Origin of the sequence: Streptosporangium sp. OZ121 (genome assembly GCF_051918885.1) — a bacterium.
In the GTDB taxonomy this organism is placed as follows: Bacteria; Actinomycetota; Actinomycetes; order Streptosporangiales; family Streptosporangiaceae; genus Streptosporangium.
Map to the genome: position 1 here is coordinate 25,831 of NZ_JBPXMC010000032.1, position 21,157 is coordinate 46,987.

The following is a 21,157-nucleotide window of genomic DNA, read 5'->3' on the forward strand; positions in this document are numbered from 1 at the left end:
CGTGTGCTGGGATGCGGAACTGACGGCGCTGACCACGCGCGTCGCCGCCCCCCTGTTCACCCGCCCCGAGCCGCGACAGGCTCTTGACGCGGACCATCCCGCCGTAGAAGAAAGCCAAGCCAGGCGTCATCAGCATGACCAGCGCGGCGCTGATGAGTACGAACGACGTGTCGCCCGCGTCGAAGCCCTTCGGCGTCGAAGTCTCCCTTTGTATGGAAGCCGCTGCCGAGCAGCGGAATTGCACGGTTGGGATCCATGAGGGACGGACCGGCGCGCCTGCTGCGCCGGGCACGCCGGTCCGTCACGGCCGTCCTCAGACGAGGTTGGCCCTTTCCAGGGCGGTGCAGCAGGTGTCGACGATGAGGCGGGTGACGGTGTAGGGGTCGACGTTGGCGTTGGGGCGGCGGTCTTCGATGTAGCCCTTCTTGTCGACTTCGACCTGCCAGGGGATGCGGACCGAGGCGCCGCGGTCGGAGACGCCGTAGCTGTACTCGCTCCAGGGGGCGGTCTCGTGGGCCCCGGTGAGGCGGTCCTCGACACCGACGCCGTAGTGCTTGATGTGCTCCAGGGGCTTGTCGTCGCGGCCGAGGGACTCGGCCGCCTCGATGATCGCGTCGTAGCCCTCGCGCATGGCGTTGGTGGAGAAGTTGGTGTGGGCGCCGGCGCCGTTCCAGTCGCCCCTGGCCGGCTTGGGGTCCAAGGTCGCGGAGATGCCGTGGTCCTCGGCGGTGCGGTAGAGCAGCCAGCGCGCGATCCACAGCTGGTCGGCGACCTCCAACGGGGAGAGCGGGCCGACCTGGAACTCCCACTGGCCGGGCATGACTTCGGCGTTGATGCCCGAGATGCCCAGACCTGCCTTCAGGCAGTTGTCCAGATGGGCCTCGACGATCTCACGACCGTAGATCTCGTCGGCGCCCACCCCGCAGTAGTAGCCGCCCTGGGGGGCGGGGAAGCCGCCTTCGGGGAAGCCGAGGGGGCGCGAGCCTTGGAAAAAGGTGTATTCCTGCTCGATGCCGAACAGGGGCTCCTGGGCGGCGAACTTCTCGGCGACCGGGCGGAGCAGGGCGCGGGTGTTCGACTCGTGCGGGGTGCCGTCGATGTTGAAGACCTCGCACAGCACGAGGATGTCGTCACTGCTGCGGATGGGATCCCGGTAGACGGCCACCGGCTTCAGTACGCGGTCCGAGGCGTGGCCCTCGGCCTGGTTGGTGCTGGAACCGTCGAAGCCCCAGATGCCCGGCTCGGCGCCGTCGGCGAGGATCTTGGTCTTCGAGCGCAACTTCGCGGTCGGCTCGGTACCGTCGATCCAGATGTACTCGGCCTTGTAAGCCACTTGTGTCTTCTCCTTCGGATGGCCTGCCGTGGGTCGGCAGGACGTGGGTGGTGGAGGTGGAACGTGCCGCCGCAGACGGACGGGTGAGCGGCTAGCCCGCAACGGCCGGACTGGGCGTGAGGAGCTTCACGATGCGCTCGTGAGCCCCCCGTTCGGCGTCGGAGCGCGCGGTCCCGCCCCAGCGGTCGTTGATGTTCGGGTCGGCGCCTTGGTCCAGGAGGTACTGGACGGCCTCGAGGTGTCCCTCGGAGGCGGCCAGGTGGAGCGCGGTCCGCTTGTCGTAGTCGGTGGAGTTCGGGTCCTTCCCCGTCGCCAGCGCGATGCGGATGTCGTCCAGGTCGCCCTGGCTGGCCGCCCACAGCAGGCGCATCGTCGAGGTGATCTCCTCCTCGTTCTTGCCGCGGCGCGGATCGCGCTTGCCGGAGATCTCTCCGGCGGCGAAGGAGTCGTAGACGTGGAAGTTGAAGCGGCCCACCAGTTCCTTGCAGAAGGCGACACCGCGCACGGAGTTGCCCAGCGCGTCCAGCCGCGGCGACCAGACGCAGATGCCCATGACGCCGGGGACCACGATCATCAGACCGCCGGAGACGCCGCTCTTGGCCGGCAGCCCGATGGTGAAAGCGAACTCGCCGGAGTAGTCGTACATCCCGCACGAGGACATCAGCGACAGGCACTTGCGTACGGTGTCGGCGGAGAAAACACGTTCCCCGGTGAGCGGGTTGACCCCGCCGTTGGCCAGCGCGGCCGCCACGACCGACAGCGACCGTGCGTCGACCTCGATCGAGCAGCACTGGAAGTAGAACTCCAGCGTCTCGACCAGGTCGGTGCCCTCGGGGAAGGAGCCGTGCTCCCGCATGAAGTAGCCCAGGGCGAAGTTCCGGTCTGCGGTGCGGCGCTCGGAGAGGTAGACGGCGTTGTTGAAGCCGACGGTGCCGCCCCCGGCGAGTCTGCGCCAAGTCTCGGCGACGTATTCGAAGCGGTCGGCTGTGTCGTGCTTCGGACGGATGAGCGAGCACGACATGATGGCGCCGGAGTTGATCATCGGGTTGTGCGGCAGGCCGTCACTGTTCAGCGTCAGCTCGTTGAAGCCGCGGCCGCTGGGCTCCCGACCCACGTGCCGGTGCACGACGTCCGCGCCGTGCTCCTCCAGCGTCAGGCAGTAGTTGATCGGCTTGCACACCGACTGCACGCAAAACATGGTGTCCGCGTCACCGACCGCGAAACGCTGCCCGTCGGTCGTGCAGAGTGCGATCCCGAAATTCTCCGGATCGACGCGGCCGAGTTGCGGAATGTAGTCGGCGACATGTCCTGCGTCGACGCGCCGCAGGCTTTCGTAGATCCCGGCTATCTCCGTCTGGAGCGCAGCGAAGTCGGGTATGACGAAGTCTCCCCTGATGGACTTCGCGACGACGCTGCCGCCCTTCTGGCAAAGGCTGATGAAACGGTCCAGGTCGATCCGGGATTGCCCCTCGATGTCGATTCCCCGGCGTAGTGCCGCCCACACTTCCGTGACCCGTGGATCGGTTTCTGAGATACCGGACTCCCGAAGCCGTGCGGCCAGCTCCGAAGCGGCGATCCGGCCGTCCGCGTCGACACCGAATGACTTGAAGAGCTTGTAGTGATACCCGGTTCCCAAATCGCCCTCCGCGGCTTTCGTGCCGGGCCCTGGGGAAAGTTCGTTATTTGTGTTGTGCAGCCGGGGTCCGGCTTTCTTGGCCGTGGGCATGGCTTAACCTCCCATTCTCCGTGGGTAAAAAGATCAATAGCCTGTCACAAACGCCGGCGGATTTCGGCCTCCTGAGGGAGACGCTTTCTCCCGGCGTCCGGGAAAAGCATTCCGCGCTATGAGGAATGCAAGGCACTGTCTTCCGGAGATCGACGTCGGTTGACGGAGGGTCAATTCCGGTACCCCCCCGGGGGGCGCACGGGTGTGCCGGGCCTGTGCGAGGGGCGCATGGACCGTTCCACATCGTTGGTCACGTCCGGCGAGAACCCGTTCGAGTAGTCGGCCGGCCGGAACACCGGTCCGAGGGCCGAACCACTGATCAGTTCCAGGGCGCGGTCTGGGGGCACCTGTGAGGCGGTCGTCGACGCCGGCACCGGGCTGCGGTGTCAACCTTCACCGGCCGCGAACCCCAGCGTCGGCAAACGACGTCGGAGGCCGCTACCGGTGTCATGCGGCGGAGTCTTCCCGAATCAGGTCGGCGGCTCTTTCACCGATCATGATGGTGGCCGCGTTGGTGTTCACACACACGATGGATGGCATCACTGATGCATCGGCTACGCGCAGACCGTGCAGTCCATGGACTGCAAGTCGAGAGTCGACCACGGCCATGTCGTCGACGCCCATCTTGCAACTGCCGACTGGGTGGTAGTAAGTCCCGGTGCCGCGAGCCACGAACTCACGAAGTCTCGCCTCATCCCGGATGTCGCTCTCGGGAAGGACATCGTTCTTCCGCCAGGCGGCGAACGCGCTCGTTGCGTTCAGCTCTCGTGCCCTTTCAAGACCGAGCAGCAGACGCCGTACGTCGTCCTCGTCATCGAGGTAGTTCGGGTTGATCAATGGCGGCTGATCCGGGTCGGCGCTCGCGAGCTTGATCCAACCACGGCTCCGCGGAACGGCAGCGATGCCGAACGTGTAACTGTTCGCCGGCGCCTGCAGCGTAGGCGGGTGGAAGGGGACGTGAATGAACATGAACTGCATGTCCGGCCCAGGGAGCCCTGGATCGCTTCTCCAGAGCATCGACACCTCGGCGTGGTTCGCCGTACCGGGCGGGATCTCCCGACTGGACTCCACGACATACCCGAGCAGGGGATGATCGTGCAAATTCATTCCCACCCCGGGGAGGTCATGAATTGCCTCGATGTCAACTTCCCGCAGGTGATCGGCCGGCCCGACACCAGACGCCAGAAGCAGCCGCGGTGATTCGATCGCACCCGCGCAGAGTATTACCTCGGCATCGGCCCTTGCGCTGCCCAACTCCCCGCCACGCTGATACTCGACGCCGATGCAGCGTCGCCCTTGAAAGAGGAGGCGACGCGCCCGCGTGCCGGTGAGGATCGTGAGATTCGGGCGGTCCGCGATCGGGTGTAGATACGCACCGGCCGTGCTGATCCGCTTGCCTTCAGAAATCGTCAGTTCATGCCATCCGGCACCCTCTTGGGCCGAACCGTTGAAGTCTGCAGTGATCGGGTAGTGCAACTCCTCGGCGGCCTCCAAAAAAACAGAGGACAGAGGGTTCGGATGGACAGCAGTACTGGGACGTATCGGGCCGCCACTACCTCGATAGTCCGGCTCGCGCCCCTCTACGTGTTCCATGCGGCGAAAGTACGGCAATACATCTGCGTAGCCCCAGCCTGAAGCGCCTCCCTGCTCCCACCGGTGGAAGTCCTTACGGTGTCCTCGGAGGTAAACCATCGCGTTGATGCTGCTGGAGCCGCCGATCACCTTCCCGCGCGGCCACGCGTGAACGGATCCAGCCGTGCCGCGCTGCGGTTCCGTACTGTAATTCCAATCGACTTCGGTGCCCCACAGCCCAGGCCACGCCGGCGGTACGTGGATGAGTTCCGAAGAATCCTGTCCGCCTGCTTCGAGGAGCAATACTCGCGTATTCGGGTCTTCGGAGAGCCTCGCCGCCACAACACAACCCGCTGACCCGGCGCCCACCACAATATAGTCGTACCTTTTCACCACGAGTACCTTTCTCTCTACCCTTCACCGTGTCCGGTTCACTCCGATCAACCACAGAGCGGTCTGAACGGCGGAGGCTTCTCTCTCTTTCTTCGGGCGGGGGCTGGGTTGAGGGTCGGTGACCCATCGCATCGCCGGCCCCGGGGGGAAGGGGGTTGTTCCGGGCTCGGAGCACCCGCCTGTTGACGCCACCGGTGGCTCACTACACCAACCCAGTATGCGATATATTGCACGCGATATGTGGAGGTGTCAAACAGGGCCGCACGTGGGAAGCAGCAGGTCAGAGTGATCGCCACGCCTGCGACGGCCGCTGGAGCGAGCTGCAGCCGTCCGTCTCCAGCAGGCTCGCCTTGCTGACTTCGGCAAGACGTTCCGCGTACGGCCGAGGCCGGACACCGGCTTCTGTCCCGTCCCTCGGCCGGCGCCGGCTGATCGCGCCCGAGCAGCCCACCTGGCTGCTGGAACGCCGCCGGACCAAGCAAGCCCGCCCTGACCGATATGAACAGGACTGTACGGTTTTCGGCTCTGGCACGAATCCGGTGGTGACGGAGTGTACGGGCCGGCAAGGTGACCTTGGTGTGCCTCGACAGTCTTGAAGATGCTGTTCCCGCAGTTGGCCGGCGTGGTCCTCGAGCAGGTGATCACAGAGCAGCAGATCGTGCGGGTACGAGCCCGAACACGATCGGTGGCAGCATCCTGTCCCGCCTGTGGAGTTCCGGCCCGTCGGGTGCACGCCTACCACACGCGGCGTCTGGCGGATGTGCCGGTCGGCAGCCGCACCGTGGTCGTTGACCTGCGCGTACGCCGACTGGTGTGCGAGGCCCGCGGTTGTGTGCGGACAAGTTGTCCAAGATCACGTAGATCGGGGCCCCCGTCACGAGCGTCACCCCCTACGCCTACCTGGCCTTTCTCACCCTCGCTGCAGCCATCGCCTGCCACAAGCGACATCTCAAACTCACCATGTAGGACACGGTCTAAGGAAAAAGGAAACCGGTCTCATCGACCACAAGCACCTCGCCACGGCATCACCCAGGACCTCGACCACGCTTTGGCGCACGTCATCGCGCAGCCCATCGCTGTCCCAGGCATAGAAGTTCAGCAACCGCTGCATGCGCTCGGGGCCCGCCTGCCCAGCCGCCTCGGCCGGCGTCCAGCCGTTCTTACGCTCACTCTCACCGGGCAGGCCTCGTACATAGGAGCGCATCTGCCGACGCGCTTCCACCCGCGGGAATCGGCCCGCGAACCGGCCGAGGAACGTCGTGAATCCCGCTGACCATCCAGCTGCCGTCTCCGCCAGCATGACGGGATCATCTATTACAGGACCTGAGATCTCAACCTGTCGTTGTCGTAGTAAAGCGTACCTATGTCCCTCTGAGGACACAGTCAACGGCCGTATAGAGGGTTTCGGTCTCGGATCTCAGGATCGAATCCTCGGCGGGTAGGGCTCGTTCGATCGAGAGTCCGTCGAGGACGGTGAGCAGGAATCTCACTCGGCGTGCGTGGTCTTCCTTGGGCAGTGCCCCTTCGTCAGCGAGAACCGTCAGCCAGTGCTCGATACGGCGCCCACCTTCCCGCTCCAAGGCGAGATACGCCGCGCGCACCTCCTCGGTCGGGTCGGACGCGATATACGTCTGGTACGCCTTGGTCCACGCCTCACGTGCCTGCTTCCCGACGCCAGCGGGGGCGAGCACTTGCCGGAGACAGTTGACCAGTCGATCTCGGGCCGGTAGCGATCGATCGTGGATCGGGTCGTCAGGGAACAAGTGGTCGTAGATCCTGGCGAGCACGGCCTCCTGTAGCGCGAGCTGGGTCGGAAAATGAAACCTGAGCGAGCCCGTGCTCACCCCGGCGCGTGCCGCAACCGCACGCACGCTCAGCCTCGCCCTCACATCCTCTGCAAACATCGCCGCCGCAGCCGCGAGAATCCGTTCGCGCGAGCCGGTGTTCTTGTCCCGCTGTGTCACCTGCCACCTCCTGTCACATCGTACTAGCACAGTGTGCTAGCTTTGCCGCTAACACAGTGTGTTAGTGAAATGGCGGCAGTCAAGGACGAGTGAGGAAACGTGATCGAGGACTGGCGGCAACGGCGGGCAGCCAAACGCGTCCAAGGCGGAGACGGGCGGGCGTTGAAACCTCTCCGCTGGTGGCAGTTGCCCTTCCGCGCACTGTTCTACCTGCCGCTGCCCCAGTGGGATGGCCGGCAGACGGTATATGCCGTCGACCTCCCATACCGGGTTGATACGGGCAGCGGCAAGGCGAGAGCGCACCTGTACCTCGACGGCAGACACCACGCCGAGTCCAAACTCCCGGCAGCCTTTCCCGTCGAGGGCGGCACCATCGAGGTGGCGATCAGCGCATTCGGGATCAAGCGCTGCCACTACGTCACCACCGACGGCGCGGAGCACCAGCTCATCCCTGATCCGAAGTCCGCCGAAGGGCGCCGTGCCCGCGTCGAACGCGACCACCCGGCGCTGAGCCGCTCGGTCGGTTTTCTCTCGGTGCTGATGCTCCTCATCGGCGTCGGCCTGAACCTGCTGCAGCTCGCCGAACCGGTTTCGCGAATCCCCCCGATCGCCGAAAGCATCGGACGTTTCGAATCGCCCGTCCACCTATCGATTTGGCTTAACTTCGCCCTCGCTGTCGGGGCCATTTTGGGAAGCACTGAGCGGGCACTTCGCCTGCGTTACAGCCTGCTCGACAAAGCCGGGAAATAGCACACCCATAAGGAAAAGCCGTGACCATCATGACCAAGCCGAACTGGCTGCTCACCCGAGGCGAGCCCCGCAATGGGCCGTCAATTCCAGCTGGAGTGGAGTACCACCGGGTACTCGTCGGCGAAAAACGCCGGATCGGTCGCGGCATTTTCGCAATCATCCTCCTGCTGGCGGGCTTAGTCATCTTCCCGACGGTCATCGGCAGGGCGGCTGCGCTCATCGACGTACAGATGGGCAAAACCCCGCCGATCCTGGGTGGCACTGACTACACGCCGCTCTCCCATGCCAGTTCGATGATCTCCCTCGGCCTGCTCATTCCGTGGAGCATGCTCATCCAGCGGTGGCTCTACGGCGTGCCCGGTGCGTCTCTGCACTCCGTGACATCGCGGTTCCGCTTCGGCCTGCTCGGCAGATCGCTTCTCGTCTTCGGTCCCGCCTGGCTGATCGTCAACATCCTCGGAGCTCTCACGCCCGTTGAGGAGTCCCCTTGGTCGCAGACCGACCTCATCGCCATCTTCATCGCCACGATGCTCCTCACCCCGCTACAGTCGGCGGGCGAGGAATACGGCGTGCGTGGTCTGATCTTCCGCGTCATCGGAAGCTGGACCCGCAACCCAAGGGCAGGGTTGGTCGCTGGGGTGCTGGTCTCGAGCGTGCTGTTCACGGCCATCCACGGCGCAACGGATCCGTACATCATCGTCTGGTACTTCGTGCTCTGGACCGGACTGGCCATCATCACCTGGCGCACAGGCGGGCTTGAGATCGCGGTCATGCTCCACGCCGTACTCAATACCTTTACCTTGATCCTGGCCACATCCCTGCGGATAGACCTCGGTAGTTCATTGCAAGACCGCTCAGCCGGAGTCGGTTCGCCTTACCAGCTCGTGCCCGCTCTCACTGTCATCGTCATAACCGCCATCGTCTGGTGGTGCACCCGAAAGTCAGGACCAGCACTTACTTTTGACTCGTTGAGTGGTGGAGGCGGCGCCGGCAGATCAGGGCGCAGCCGAGTTTGAGCAGGGCTTTGAACCGCGCCGGGATCGCTGGAGGCTTTGACGTACCCCGAGTTTGGTGGAGTCGGGCTACATCAGTATCCGCACCGTGTCCACTGCCCACCCCAGCTTGGCGGCCGGGCGGCGCCGCGCCGTCCGGGCGAAAGAACCGCTCCAGTTCCGCCGCCGAGGGATCGGGGGGGGGGGACGGCCATGGCGGGCGCCCTGCTGGTCGGAGAGAAATTCGAATGGCATGGGCCAGGAACGTATGCCCGGTGAGCAGGGCAGACAGATGCCGTCACCGAGCCGGTACGAAGATCACGGTTTCTGCGCAGCCTTTTCTGAGGCCGTCAGGCGGCTCATCGAGAGCCTGCGGAGCCGACGGCGGTTGCCGGCCACCTCACCGGGACAGTGGCTCCTCACATGGTTGCTAATTCGTATGAGTAACTGATATCAACTGAGGTGGGGAGCCGGTGAGATTGAAGCGGGCTCAGTGAGATGACCTCGAGACTGAGAGACAGTGATGGCCAAGAGGACGCGAGCTCCCAGGCAGAGCGACATCGCGCGGCTCGCCGGCGTGACTCAGTCCACGGTCTCGCTCGTGCTCAATGGCCGCGCGGCGGCGGAGTCCATTCCGCAGGCGACGCAGGATCGCGTCCACGCGGCCGTCAAGGAGCTCCAGTACGTCCCGAACGTCGCGGCCACCTCGCTGCGCGGGGGGCGCAACGGCCTGATCGGAGTCCACACCTTCGAGCCGGTGTTCCCCGTGGCCTCCGACGACTACTACCACCCGTTCCTGGTGGGGATCGAAGAACAGGCCGTCGAGCTCAAGGTCGACCTCGTGCTGTTCGCGTCCACGCAGGGCGACGACGGGATCCGCAGGATCTACGCCAACGGGGCCAACCGGCTTCGTCTGGCCGACGGCGCGGTGATGCTGGGTATGGAGCAGAACGAGGAGGAGCTGGTCCGCCTCGCCTCCGAACAGTACCCGTTCGTGTTCATCGGGCGACGAGACGGCGCGAGCGCGCAGCTCCCGTACGTGGCCCCCGATTACCACCAGGCGCTCGCCTTGGTCCTCGAGCCCCTCGCCGAGGCCGGCCACCGCCGCATCGCCTATCTCGGAGAGACCGCGCGCAGGAACCCGCAGGAGGCGCGCCATGAGAGCTTCCGTGCGCATGTCGCCCGCCTGGGCCTCGGTTCGGGCGACCCGCTCTTCATCGCGCCGGACGAGCTGAACGCCGAGGTTTTCCACCGGATCCTCCGCGAGGGCTCCACCGCGCTGTTGATCGAGAACCACGACTCCGCGACGATACTGGCCGCCATCGCGCAGGCCGCCGGGCTCGACATTCCCCGCGACCTCTCGGTCGTGGTGCTCGACACCGTGCCCGACGTGTCGCCCGCGCACACCTGGAGCCAGATCCGGGTGCCGCGCCGCGCACTCGGTCGTCGCGCCATCTCCGTGCTCATGGAGCTGCTCGACGGGACCATCCCGAACACCTACCACGAGTTGCTCCCGGTCGAGCCGCCCTCGACGGCGACCATCACCAGCCCGCACACGTCCCGCTCGGCCATCCCGACCTGAGCGGGCCGCACCCCGCACCCCGCACCCCCCATCAAGACCGAATGGTTTTCTACTCATACGAAAAAGGAGGTCCGATGAAGGCTCATGCCCCACGACGCGCCCAGCGCTGGGCCGGCGTCACCGCGCTGGCGGTCGGCGCGGTCCTGCTCGCCGGATGCACCTCAGCGCCGACCGACGACGCGTCGCCGAGCGGCGACGGGGTCAAGGGGAAGACTCTGACCGTCTGGTTCCCCGGAACCAACCAGACCGAGATCGACCTCGTCACCGGACCGATCGCCAAGGCGTTCGAGGAGAAGACAGGCGCGAAGCTCGATGTCACCTTCGTCGACTGGGGCGACCTGTCCACGAAGCTGAACGCCGCGTTCGCCGCGGGGACCGCCCCGGACGTGTTCGGACACGGTCCGGCCGCGATCGCCGACTTCGTCGTCAACGACCGGCTCGAGCCCCTCGACGACTATCTCGCCAAGCTCGACTCGGCAGACCGAGAGGACATGGCCGCCGCCCTGCCGGGCGGACAGGTCGACGGCGTGCATTACCTGATGCCGCTGTCCATGCAGGGCAGCTTGATCGTGTACGACGCGGCCGACTTCACCGCCGCCGGGCTCGACCCCGACGCGCCGCCGAAGACATGGGAGGAAGTGCGCGCCGCCGCGGAGAAGCTCACGGTGCGTGACGGCGACACCATCACCCGCTCCGGGCTGCTGGTGCCCAGCCAGGCGATCGGCCGACAGCAGACGTTTGCCACGCTGCTGGGATCGGCGCGGGGATCCCAGTTGAACGAGCAGGGCACCGAGGCCACGTTCAACTCCAAGCAGGGTGTCCAGGCGCTCGAGTTCTTCACCGATCTGTTCGCCGGTCCCGACGCGGTCTCGGCGAACCTCGGCGCGGACTACATCAACGCGCCCGCCGCGCAGCAGCCGATCGTTCTGGACACGGCGGCGATGGAGATCCAGTCGGCCAGCGGCGCGAACCAGATCGTCGCCGCGGCCCCCGACCTGGACCTTCGTGTGATGCCCGCCCTGCCCTTCGAAGGACAGGATGAGGGCTCCGCTCTGGGAGGATCGGGCCCCGGCCTGATGATCAACACCGACAGCAAGGTGAAGGACCTCGCGTGGGCATTCATCTCGTACATGCTCGGCCCTGAGGTCAGCGCCGATTACACCCGGGGCATCGGCGCTGTTCCGGTACGCGCGTCCGCGGCTGAGACGGCCTACGTGAAGGACAACCCAGTGCTCCAGGCGTTCGTGGCGAACGCGCCGAACTTCACGCCCAACCCGAATGTTCCGGGCTGGGTGCAGGCGCGAGACACGCTGGACAAGCACCTCGAGCAGGCGCTGAACGGCGTCGTGCCCGCGCAGAACGCACTGGACCAGGCGAAGGTCGAGGTCGACAAGGTCCTCAAGCAGAACCGGTAGGAGCCTCCCATCGTGTCGACCAGCACTCCCCGCGCCACTTCGCCCCGCCCCGGACACCGCCGCTGGAACCGCATGCAGCTCATCGGTCTGCTGTTCGTGCTTCCCGCGGGCCTGTACATCCTGATCTTCCAGATGATCCCGGTCGTCTACGGGTTCATTCTCAGCTTCACCCACTACAACCCCATCCGCCGGGGCGGCCCCGAGTTCACCGGCTTCGACAACTACGCCGAACTCATCAGCAATCCCGAGTTCGGCAACGCGCTGCTGGTCACCGGGCGTTATGTGCTGCAGGTCCTGCCGCTGACGGTCGTCATCGCCCTCGTTCTCGCGATGCTGGTGAACCGGCCGTTTCGCGGAGTCGGCCTTTTCCGCTCCGCGCTCTACCTTCCGCACATCGTCTCCCTGACCGTCGTGAGCCTGGTCTGGCTGTGGATGTACTCTCCGAACGGCCTGTTCAACGACATCCTCGCCACGTTCGGCCTTCCCGAGCAGAAGTGGCTGCTGGATGCCGACACAGCGCTCAACGCCGCCTCGGCCATGCGGATCTGGAAGGCGCTCGGCAGCAACATGGTCCTCCTGCTGGCCGGTTTGCAGTCCATCCCCCGCAACCTGTACGAGGCCGCCCGCGTCGATGGCGCCGGTCGCTGGAACACCTTCCGCTACGTCACGCTCCCAGGGCTGCGGCCGATGCTCGTCTACGTCGTGACGATGGACATCATCTTCCTCGCGCAGGGATTCGCCGAGATCTATGTCCTCACCAAGGGCGGGCCTCTGGGGTCGACCACGACCGTGAACTACCTGATCTACACCGAGGCGTTCCAGTACAACCAGCTCGGGTCGGCGTCGGCGATGGCGTTCGTGCTGTTCGCGTTCATCGTCGGGTTCTCTGCGCTCTCCGTCCGCTCGCTCGTTGGGAGACAGAAGTGACCGTCACTCGACCTATGGCGACCACGTCACGACGCACGACGAGGATCAAGGGCACGTCGCGCGTACCGGCCATGATCTTCCTCTACGTCTTGTCGTTCCTGATTGTCGTGCCTTTCCTGTGGATGATCAGCCTGGCCTTCACGCCGAACAACGAAGCGTTCGGTTCCGTCTCGCTGATCCCCGCCAACCCCACACTGGAGAACTTCGGCACGGCGTGGACGGACGCCAACATCGTGCGGGCCATGCTCAACTCGACGATCGTCGCCGTCGCTGTCGTGGCATGCAACAGCGTCTTCTCGGTCCTCGCCGGCTACGCGTTCGCGCTGATGCCGTTCCCCGGCAGCTTCGGCGTCTTCGTCGGGATCGTCGCCACCACGGCGATCCCCGTCTCCGTGACTCTCATACCGCTGTTCCTGATGGCGCGCGGGATACCGCTGGCGGGCGGCAACGACATTCTCGGGCAAGGCGGCAGCGGGCTCCTCGACACCCTCGCCGGGGTCATGCTCCCGTACCTGATCCTGCCGATGAACATCTTCCTCGCTCGTCAGTACTTCAGCACGGCACCCCCTGAGCTCGCCGAGGCAGCACGCATCGACGGCGCCGGCGAGTGGCGAATCTTCCGCTCCATATACCTGCCGCTGGCGAAGCCGCTGGTCGCCGTCGTCGCGATCTTCTCCTTCGTCGGCGTCTGGGACGACTTCCTCTGGCCGCTGGTGGTGACCAACACGGAGAGCTCCCAGACCGTGCAGCTGGCGCTGGCGCGATTCCTCGCCAGCGGCAACATCCAGTACGGCCCACTGATGGCCGGCGCGGTCATCTCGACCATCCCCGTCGTCGTCCTCTTCCTGTTCAACCAGCGCGCGTTCGTGGCCGGACTGGCCGACGGCAGCGTCAAGGGCTGACCGGCCCGACCTCTCGAAAGGAATCCTTTGCGCATTTCCGCCATCTCCACAGATCTCCTCGTCGTCGGCGGAGGGCTCGGAGGCGTCGCGGCGGCGCTCACCGCCGCGAAGCTCGGATGCCGGGTCGTCCTCGCCGAACGCTCGACGTGGCTGGGCGGACAGCTGTCCACGCAGGCTGTGCCGCCTGACGAGCACCAGTGGATCGAGACCTCCCTGACCTCGCCCAGCTATCGGGCGCTGCGGGAGGCGATCCGCGGTCACTACCGGCGCGCGTACCCGCTCACCGAGGACGCCGCCGGGATCGAACATCTCAATCCCGGGATGGGCTTCGTCTCACGGATCTGCCACGAACCACGCGTCGGGGCCCTGGCGGTGGAGGAGATCCTCTCGGCGCACATCGCATCCGGGGCGATCACCTTGCTGCGCGAGCACACCGCGGTCGACGTGCGCCGGGATGGGCGACGGATCACGTCGGTGACGCTTCGCGCGCCGAACGGCGATCAAGTCGAGGTGCGCGCGACCCTGGTCGCCGATGCGACGGAGGAGGGCGACCTCATCGAGCCGGCCGGACTGCCGGTGGTCATCGGCGCGGAGGGGAAGGACGAGACCGGGGAACTGCACGCCCCCGACGTCGCCGACGTCGCCGACCAGCAGGCGGTCAGCTGGTGCGTCGCCCTGGAGTACCGCCCGGGGGAGGATCACACCATCCCCCGGCCCGATCGCTACGAGCACTGGCGCGACACCATCGACCCGCGCTGGCCCGCCTCCCAGCTGTCCTGGGAGGACGTGGTCCCCGACACCCTGCGGCCGCGGGTGCGCCCGTTGTTCGCGCAGTCCCCGCAGGAGGCGATCCACACGCGTGCGGACGATCTCTGGCAGTACCGGCGGATCCTCGCCAGGCAGCTGCTGGACCCGGCCTTCACCGGCGGGGAGATCACCCTGGTCAACTGGCCGCAGATCGACTACTGGGAGCTGCCGCTGCACGGCGTGAGCCCGCAGGCCCGTGAGAAGGCGCTGGAGGGCGCACGCTCTCTCACCCGCAGCTTCGTGTACTGGATGCAGACCGAGGCGCCTCGCCACGACGGCGGGTTCGGCTACCCGGAGCTGCGTCCCCGCGGGGACGTCACGGGCACGGCCGACGGTCTCGCGAAGGAGGTGTACATCCGGGAGTCGCGGCGCATCCGCGCCCTGTTCACCGTCACCGAGGGACACATCGGCCGCCAGATGCGCGGCGCCGACGCGGGAAGCGCGATCTTCGCGGACAGCGTCGGCATCGGCTACTACCGCATCGACCTGCACCCCAGCACGTCGGGGCGCAACTACGTCGACATCGACTGCTTTCCCTTCCAGATCCCCCTCGGCGCGCTGATCGCGGCCGACGCCGACAACTTCGTCGCCGCGAACAAGAACATCGGCACCACCCACATCACCAACGGCGCATACCGGCTGCACCCGGTGGAGTGGTCGATCGGCGAAGCCGTCGGCGCCCTGGCCGCGCGCGTCGTGGAGACCGGTCTGGACCCGGCGCGGATCCGTGAGGACCCGCTGCAGCTGACGCAGCTGCAGCAGGTGCTCTCCGAGGATCTCGGGGTGTCCCTGGCCTGGCCGGAGCAGATCCGCACCGGCGGGGCCGCGTTCGACCGTGTCCCGATGCCGACTGATGACGCGGCGTCGGCTCCCGCGCCGGCGGGGGTGTAGCAGAGATGCTCACCGACCTCGACGAGGCAGGGCTGCTCGACTACCGCAGCGCCGTGGTCGACCCGGAGGACTTCGACGCCTTCTGGACCGCCCAGATCCAGCGTGCCGCCGAGCATCCGATCGACGTGCGAGCCACAGCGGTGGACTCGCTGCTGGAGACGGTCGATGTGTTCGACGTCCGGTTCGCAGGCCATGGCGGTCACCCGATCCGCGGGTGGCTCTACCTCCCGAGGCACCGCGCCACGCCCATCCCCGGGGTGGTGCAGTACCAGGGCTACGGCGGCGGACGGGGACACCACCTTGAGTCATTGCTGTGGTCCTCGGCCGGATACGCCCATCTGATGATGGACAGCCGGGGTCGGGGCAGCGGCTACCGGCGGGGAGCCACCGCTGACCCCGTCGGCCCGTCCGGCCCGACCGTTCCCGGTCAGATGACCAATGGCATCGAGGATCCCGCGGGCCACCACTACACGCGCCTGTACGTGGACACGGCTCGTGCCGTCGACGCGCTGCGCGCCGTCTTCGACCGCACCAACGGGATCGGGAGGAGCAAGAGATGAGACTGCGACGAACCGACGTGCGCGACGGCTGGACCCTCCTCCACCTGGAAGGAAGGGCGCCCGTCGGATTGGGTGGCGTGCGCGTCCCGGCCGAGGTCCCCGGCACCGTGCACACCGCGTTGCACGCCGCCGGCATCACCGAGGATCCCTACCTGGACGATCAGGAGTCCGCTCAGGCGTGGATCGGTCGGTCACGGTGGCGATACCGCACCGACTTCGATCTGGACGATCTCGGCCCCGGACTCGACCTCGTCTTCGACGGCATCGACACGGTCGCCACGGTTCGGCTGAACGGTCACGAGCTCGGCCGCTCCGAGAACATGCACCGCAGCTACCGGTACGACATCCGAGCCGCCGCGCGGCGCGGATCGAACGCCCTGGAGGTCGACCTCGAGTCGCCCGTCCGCGAGGCCGACCGCCGCTCGCTGGAGCTGGGATACCGGCCGCATGTGAACTCCCACCCGTTCAACGCGCTGCGCAAGATGGCATCCAGCTTCGGCTGGGACTGGGGAATCGACACGGCCAGCGTGGGCATCTGGCGTCCGGTGCGGGTGGAGCGATGGACCGCGCGGCTGAGCGACGTACGCCCCGTCGTCACCGTGGAGGGTTCGCTCGGGCTGCTCGCCTTGCACATCGATGTCGCCCGCACCGATCGCGATCGGCGCCTTGCCGTCCTCGTGACGATCGGAGGCCGAACGATCCGCGCCGATCTGGGCCGGGACACCGACCGGATCGTGGTCGACGCGGAGGTTCCCGACGTGCGGCTGTGGTGGCCTCGCGGGCACGGCGACCCCGCGCTCTACGACGTCACGGTCGCCCTGATCGATGTCAGCGACCCCGCGTCCGAGGCGGTGCTCGACGAGCGCGACCAGCGCATCGGGTTCCGCACGGTCCACCTCGACACGACACCCGACGAGCACGGCACTCCGTTCACGGTCCGGATCAACGGCCGCCGCATCGAGATCCGCGGTGCGAACTGGATCCCCGACGACGCGTTCCCGCACCGGGTCACCCGTGACCGCCACGCCGCCCGCATCGGTCAGGCCACGTTCGCCGGGCTGAACCTGCTGCGCGTCTGGGGAGGTGGCATCTACGAGTCCGACGACTTCTACGATCTCTGCGACGAGCGAGGGATCCTCGTGATGCAGGACTTCCTGTTCGCGTGTGCCGCCTACGCCGAGGAGGAGCCGCTGCGCGGCGAGGTCGAGGCGGAAGCGCGTGAAGCGGTCACCCGCCTCGCCGGGCATCCGTCGCTGGTGATCCTCAACGGCAACAACGAGAACCTCTGGGGTCTTCACGAGTGGGGCTACCTCTCGCGGCTGGACGGCGCCACGTGGGGGGCGTGGTACTACCACGACCTCCTGCCCAGGATCGTCGAGGAACTCGCGCCGCACATCGGATACACCCCCGGCAGCCCGTTCACCCCCGCCGGCAGCGGGCTCGGCGACGACCCGGATCACAACGACCCGCGTCACGGCAGCATCCACATCTGGGATGTGTGGAACGAGAAGGACTACCTCCACTACCTCGACTACACGCCGCGGTTCGTCGCGGAGTTCGGCTGGCAGGCGCCACCGGCCTGGGCGACGCTGACGCGTGCCGTCTCCGACGACCCGCTCACGCCGGAGTCTCCGGGCATGGTCGTCCACCAGAAGGCCGTCAACGGCAACGACAAGCTCACCGACGGGCTGCTCCCGCACCTGCGGCTGCCGAACGACATGTCGGACTGGCACTGGGCGATGCAGCTCAATCAGGCGGCCGCGATCCGCACCGGGATCGGATGGTTCCGCTCCCGCGCGCCGATCTGCTCCGGCACCATCGTCTGGCAGCTCAACGACTGCTGGCCGGTGACCTCCTGGTCGGCCGTCGACGGTGACGGGCGCGCGAAGCCGATGCTCTACGCGCTGCGACACATCAACCGGGAACAGCTGGTCACGATCCAGCCCGCTCCGGACGGTCTCGAGGCGGCGGTCCTCAACGACACCGACCAGCGATGGGACGGCGAGCTGCTGCTGGAACGCAGAGACTACGAGGGCGCGATCCTGGCAGAGGCCGCCATCGCGGTCGCCGTCGAACCCCGCGGCGCGCAGCGCGTCCGGATCCCCGACGAGATCGGCACCGCCTCCTCCCCGGAACGAGAACTGGTCGTCGCGGCCCTCCACGGCGTCCGCGCCCTCTGGTTCTTCGCCGAGTACCGAGACAGCGCGCTCGCGTCGGCGTCGTTCCGCGCCGAGGTGAGCAGGATCCCGGAGGGATACGAGCTGACCGTCCAGGCCAGAACGCTGATCCGGGATCTCACCCTCCTCATCGACAAGGCCGATCCGGCGGGGTTCGTCGACGACGCCCTCGTCACGCTGCTGCCTGGAGAGCAGACCACGCTGCGGATCCACAGCACCGAGGAACTGGACCTTGAGACCCTCAGCGCGCCCGACGTGCTCCGATCCGCGAACCAGCTCGTTCCGTCAGTCCAGGTGATGCCCGAACGAGCACAGGTAAGGGCGTAGCCCGCGCGGTCCCGGAGACCGTCCGGCACAACTTCACAGAGCTCACTTCTATGCACGCCGATCCCCCAGGAGGTTGATCATGGAAGATCAGTCCGTTCCCTCAGTGTTTCGTCTGTCCCTCTCCCGCCGGCAGGCCCTCATCGGCATGGCCACGGGAACGGCGGTGTTCACCCTGGCGCTGAACACGGCAAGGCCCGCGCTCGCCGCGACATCCGAGATCGGCGGTCCGCTGGCCGATGTCACCGCGTTGCCACCCGGTGCCCCCGACCGCGGTCTCTTCGCCGCGGCCGAGCAACGACTGGCTCCGTATCTGGCCGTGCTCGCGCCCTTGGCGAACGGGGTGGAGGATGAGGACCCGAACACGCACGGGTTCATGAGGGGCGGGTTCTGGCGGTCGCCGGCCGAACCGTTCAACGCCCGGGTGCAGGAGAACGTCTTCACCCTGTCGTGGTTCCACGCGAACACCCGGAGTTGGAACCCCTACACCGGTGACCCCGCGCTGCTGGCGCGCCTGGACGCCGCCATCGGCCACTACCTCAAGCTGCAGAAGCCGCAGGGCTGCTGGCCGGAGTACTCCGCCGGAGAGCTGTCACGACCCGCGACGGGCTTCGCGCTCGGCTTCCTCACCGTCACGCTCGTGGAGCTCCAACGCACCGGCGCACTGCCCGAGACCCAGAGCAAGATCATCACTGCCCTCCGCAAGGCCGCGGACTGGTTCCTGGACCCGGCCAACCCGCTGGTCTGGTCGAACCCGATCCCGTACACCAATCAGGTCGCAGGGGGCCTTCTGGGGATCGCGGAAGCACTGCCGTTGCTCGGCGATCCCACCCTGGCCACCCGTCTCAACGAGCGGATCGACGTGCTCGCCCGGGACGGACTGAGCCCCGTCGGCTATTTCTACGAGCAGAACGGGAACGACCTGGGGTACTCGCTCGGTGTCATGACGCCCGACCTGGCGGCGCTCTACGAGACCACCGGCTCGCCCGTCGTGAAGCGGATGCAGGAGACGTACTACGAGTGGATCCGGTACAACTTCGTGCGTGAACCCGACGGCGCCGGCTGGTTCTGCAACGTCGCGACGTCATCGCGCACCTCTCTCCACATCCTCGATGACGTGAAGGACGACAGCTACAAGGCGGACATCAACTCCCTGTGGACGCCCGGCATCCCCGTCTCAGCGGCCTTCACGACGGCTCAGGAGGACAAGGCGGCGCTGAGGGCGGAATGGGCGGCGTCGACCGAACCGGTGCCGCAGCCGCCGGCAGGCCAGGTCGATCCGCAGGTGGTGCGCCTCTCCACCTACCCCGAGAAATTCCCCACCCGTGCTGACAAGGATGCCGCGATCAGCACCATGCCCTACCTGACCTCCGACGGCTTCGTGGAGTTCCGGACCGATCCGCGCGGGCAGCAGTTCCTCTTCGTCCGAAAGCGCCCCTACTACTTCGGGGGCCTGTTCGGCATCCGTGCCACATCCCGGGTCCAGAGCGGGCTGAGTTTCCTCTGGCACCCGGATGCCGGCATGCTGCTCTACAGTACGAACAACTCCGTGGAAGGGTGCTGGGGCACGCATCGTTCCGCCCAGTTCACCAGCATCGACTCCAATGGGAACCTGCTCGCCCGATACTTCCGGGGCGATCCGGCCCAAAACGATGAACTTGCGCTCGACGAGGTGAGCTCAGCCGAGCATCTCGGCATCCGCTACACGACGCCGGACGGTCGACTCACGAAGGACGTCGATCTCCGGGCCGATGCCCTTCGCGTCAAGGTCACCGCGCTCCAGCACTCGACGGAGCGCATGCCTCTCGTGCTGCGCGGCGACGATCGTCTGACGCTGCTCGGTCCGGTGGAGACGGAGTGGACGCCGGGTGTCGACGTCACGGGCGAGGGCACGGGGCTGCGCGTCCGGCGTGGTCGCACGGACATGGTCATCGAGTGGAACGCGACGCTGACGGCTCGGGTGGTGCCGAAGACGCAGACGTACTTCAAGGACGCCTCCCGGCGCCAGCACATGCTGCTCCTGCCGTTCGGCACCGAACTGGAGTACACGGTGCGCTTCGCGGACGTCACGGCGCTCGACGTGACGGCAGCGGTCACGTCACGCACGCGCGGCGGGAAGGTGCACTTGTCGGTGGCGGCGACGAACGACAACACCTTCCCGGTGGACGTGGCGATCGCCACCGTCTACGGCGACAAGACGTTCAGGAACGTGGCCCCCGGCAAGACCGTGAGAGCGTCGATCAACACGCGGCTGACCTCCGTCCCCGCAGGCGTGGCCACCGTCACCGCGACAGGCGTCGCGCACGGTGAGACCATCACCGCGACCAGGTCCGCCGACTACGGAGCGTTCCCGGCCGCACCGTGACTTGCGGCCTCCTGAGGCCCTCCATCGTCTCCATACGGATGCCTCCGGAATACGGCAGAAACGGGCCGCGCTCTTGATCGCCGGTCGTTGAACTTCTGACTTCACGCTGGTTGGTGATGGTTCCGGAGGGGATGGGTGGCGTCGATCGCGGTACCGCGATGCGTGCCTGGCGCCGGCACGAGAACTCCATGATCATGTGTACTGTCGCCTGCGCGGCGCCCCTGGTGCTCCCATGTTGGTCGGGCTGCGCAGCGAAGATCCTTTTCCTCTTCTCTTCTCGCCGACGATCGGCACCGGCTGATCCTGGGAAACGATCCATCCCATTCCGGGAAGCGATCTTTAAGCGCCCGTTCCATCACAGGTCAGACCCACTCGTGAACACCCCACCAGGGGCCGTTCTCGAAACGGCCGGACTGAGGTTGACGGGATCCCGTCTGATCATCGCGATCAGGCGGGATCTTGTCGTTTCAGGGGCTT

Annotated in this window: 14 protein-coding genes and 2 pseudogenes; 11 read left to right on the top strand and 5 right to left on the bottom strand. The window is 66.6% G+C overall.

Annotated elements, in window-relative coordinates:
- Positions 1-313: 313 nt before the first annotated feature.
- The 3 genes from glnII to ACTOQ1_RS36275 all read right to left on the bottom strand — a co-directional run bounded on the left by glnII (position 314) and on the right by ACTOQ1_RS36275 (position 5,024).
- A complete protein-coding gene (gene glnII / locus ACTOQ1_RS36265) occupies positions 314-1,333 on the bottom strand; it encodes a glutamine synthetase (protein ID WP_440072495.1) in 1,020 nt (339 codons plus the stop codon).
- A 91-nt stretch (positions 1,334-1,424) separates the two neighbouring features.
- Positions 1,425-2,969: a glutaminase A gene (glsA, locus tag ACTOQ1_RS36270; protein ID WP_440072496.1), complete on the bottom strand. Its 1,545-nt coding sequence runs from the start codon at positions 2,967-2,969 to the stop codon at positions 1,425-1,427.
- A 537-nt stretch (positions 2,970-3,506) separates the two neighbouring features.
- Positions 3,507-5,024 (bottom strand): GMC family oxidoreductase, encoded by a 1,518-nt coding sequence (locus ACTOQ1_RS36275; RefSeq protein ID WP_440072497.1) that lies wholly within the window; start codon positions 5,022-5,024, stop codon positions 3,507-3,509.
- 598 nt (positions 5,025-5,622) lie between these two features.
- Between ACTOQ1_RS36275 and ACTOQ1_RS36280 the strand changes: the two are divergent.
- Positions 5,623-5,835: pseudogene (locus ACTOQ1_RS36280) on the top strand (transposase family protein); the annotation flags it as partial.
- A 172-nt stretch (positions 5,836-6,007) separates the two neighbouring features.
- Here the strand turns inward: ACTOQ1_RS36280 and ACTOQ1_RS36285 are convergent.
- Together ACTOQ1_RS36285 and ACTOQ1_RS36290 are read right to left on the bottom strand one after the other, a co-directional pair.
- Positions 6,008-6,324 (bottom strand): annotated as a pseudogene (locus ACTOQ1_RS36285) (transposase); the annotation flags it as partial.
- Between the two features lie 61 nt (positions 6,325-6,385).
- Positions 6,386-6,988 carry a TetR/AcrR family transcriptional regulator gene (locus ACTOQ1_RS36290; protein ID WP_440072498.1) on the bottom strand — a complete coding sequence of 201 codons (603 nt, stop codon included), beginning with the start codon at positions 6,986-6,988 and terminating at the stop codon, positions 6,386-6,388.
- Between the two features lie 99 nt (positions 6,989-7,087).
- Between ACTOQ1_RS36290 and ACTOQ1_RS36295 the strand changes: the two genes are divergently transcribed.
- The 10 genes from ACTOQ1_RS36295 (at position 7,088) to ACTOQ1_RS36340 (ending at position 20,680) form a co-directional block, all read left to right on the top strand.
- The gene (locus tag ACTOQ1_RS36295) at positions 7,088-7,738 is read left to right on the top strand and encodes a hypothetical protein (protein WP_440072499.1); all 651 of its coding nucleotides are present in this window, start codon (positions 7,088-7,090) and stop codon (positions 7,736-7,738) included.
- A 29-nt stretch (positions 7,739-7,767) separates the two neighbouring features.
- On the top strand, positions 7,768-8,754 hold the full coding sequence (locus ACTOQ1_RS36300) for a lysostaphin resistance A-like protein (RefSeq protein WP_440072556.1): 987 nt from the start codon (positions 7,768-7,770) through the stop codon (positions 8,752-8,754).
- A 499-nt stretch (positions 8,755-9,253) separates the two neighbouring features.
- Positions 9,254-10,312, top strand: coding sequence for a LacI family DNA-binding transcriptional regulator (locus tag ACTOQ1_RS36305; protein WP_440072500.1), 1,059 nt, complete (start codon positions 9,254-9,256; stop codon positions 10,310-10,312).
- 74 nt (positions 10,313-10,386) lie between these two features.
- The gene (locus ACTOQ1_RS36310) at positions 10,387-11,727 is read left to right on the top strand and encodes an ABC transporter substrate-binding protein (protein WP_440072501.1); all 1,341 of its coding nucleotides are present in this window, start codon (positions 10,387-10,389) and stop codon (positions 11,725-11,727) included.
- Positions 11,728-11,739: 12 nt separating this feature from the next.
- Positions 11,740-12,654 (top strand): carbohydrate ABC transporter permease, encoded by a 915-nt coding sequence (locus tag ACTOQ1_RS36315; RefSeq protein ID WP_440072502.1) that lies wholly within the window; start codon positions 11,740-11,742, stop codon positions 12,652-12,654.
- Positions 12,651-13,556 carry a carbohydrate ABC transporter permease gene (locus ACTOQ1_RS36320; RefSeq protein WP_440072503.1) on the top strand — a complete coding sequence of 302 codons (906 nt, stop codon included), beginning with the start codon at positions 12,651-12,653 and terminating at the stop codon, positions 13,554-13,556. The genes ACTOQ1_RS36315 and ACTOQ1_RS36320 overlap by 4 nt, the downstream gene beginning before the upstream one ends.
- A gap of 27 nt (positions 13,557-13,583) precedes the next feature.
- Complete coding sequence (locus ACTOQ1_RS36325) at positions 13,584-15,254, top strand: FAD-dependent oxidoreductase (RefSeq protein ID WP_440072504.1); 1,671 nt, start codon at positions 13,584-13,586, stop codon at positions 15,252-15,254.
- A gap of 5 nt (positions 15,255-15,259) precedes the next feature.
- Positions 15,260-15,814, top strand: a complete 555-nt coding sequence (locus ACTOQ1_RS36330; protein WP_440072505.1) for an acetylxylan esterase — start codon at positions 15,260-15,262, stop codon at positions 15,812-15,814.
- Positions 15,811-18,318, top strand: a complete 2,508-nt coding sequence (locus ACTOQ1_RS36335) for a glycoside hydrolase family 2 protein (protein ID WP_440072506.1) — start codon at positions 15,811-15,813, stop codon at positions 18,316-18,318. Before ACTOQ1_RS36330 ends, ACTOQ1_RS36335 begins: the two co-directional genes overlap by 4 nt.
- A gap of 145 nt (positions 18,319-18,463) precedes the next feature.
- Positions 18,464-20,680, top strand: coding sequence for a hypothetical protein (locus tag ACTOQ1_RS36340; RefSeq protein ID WP_440072507.1), 2,217 nt, complete (start codon positions 18,464-18,466; stop codon positions 20,678-20,680).
- The last annotated feature ends 477 nt before the right edge of the window (positions 20,681-21,157 follow it).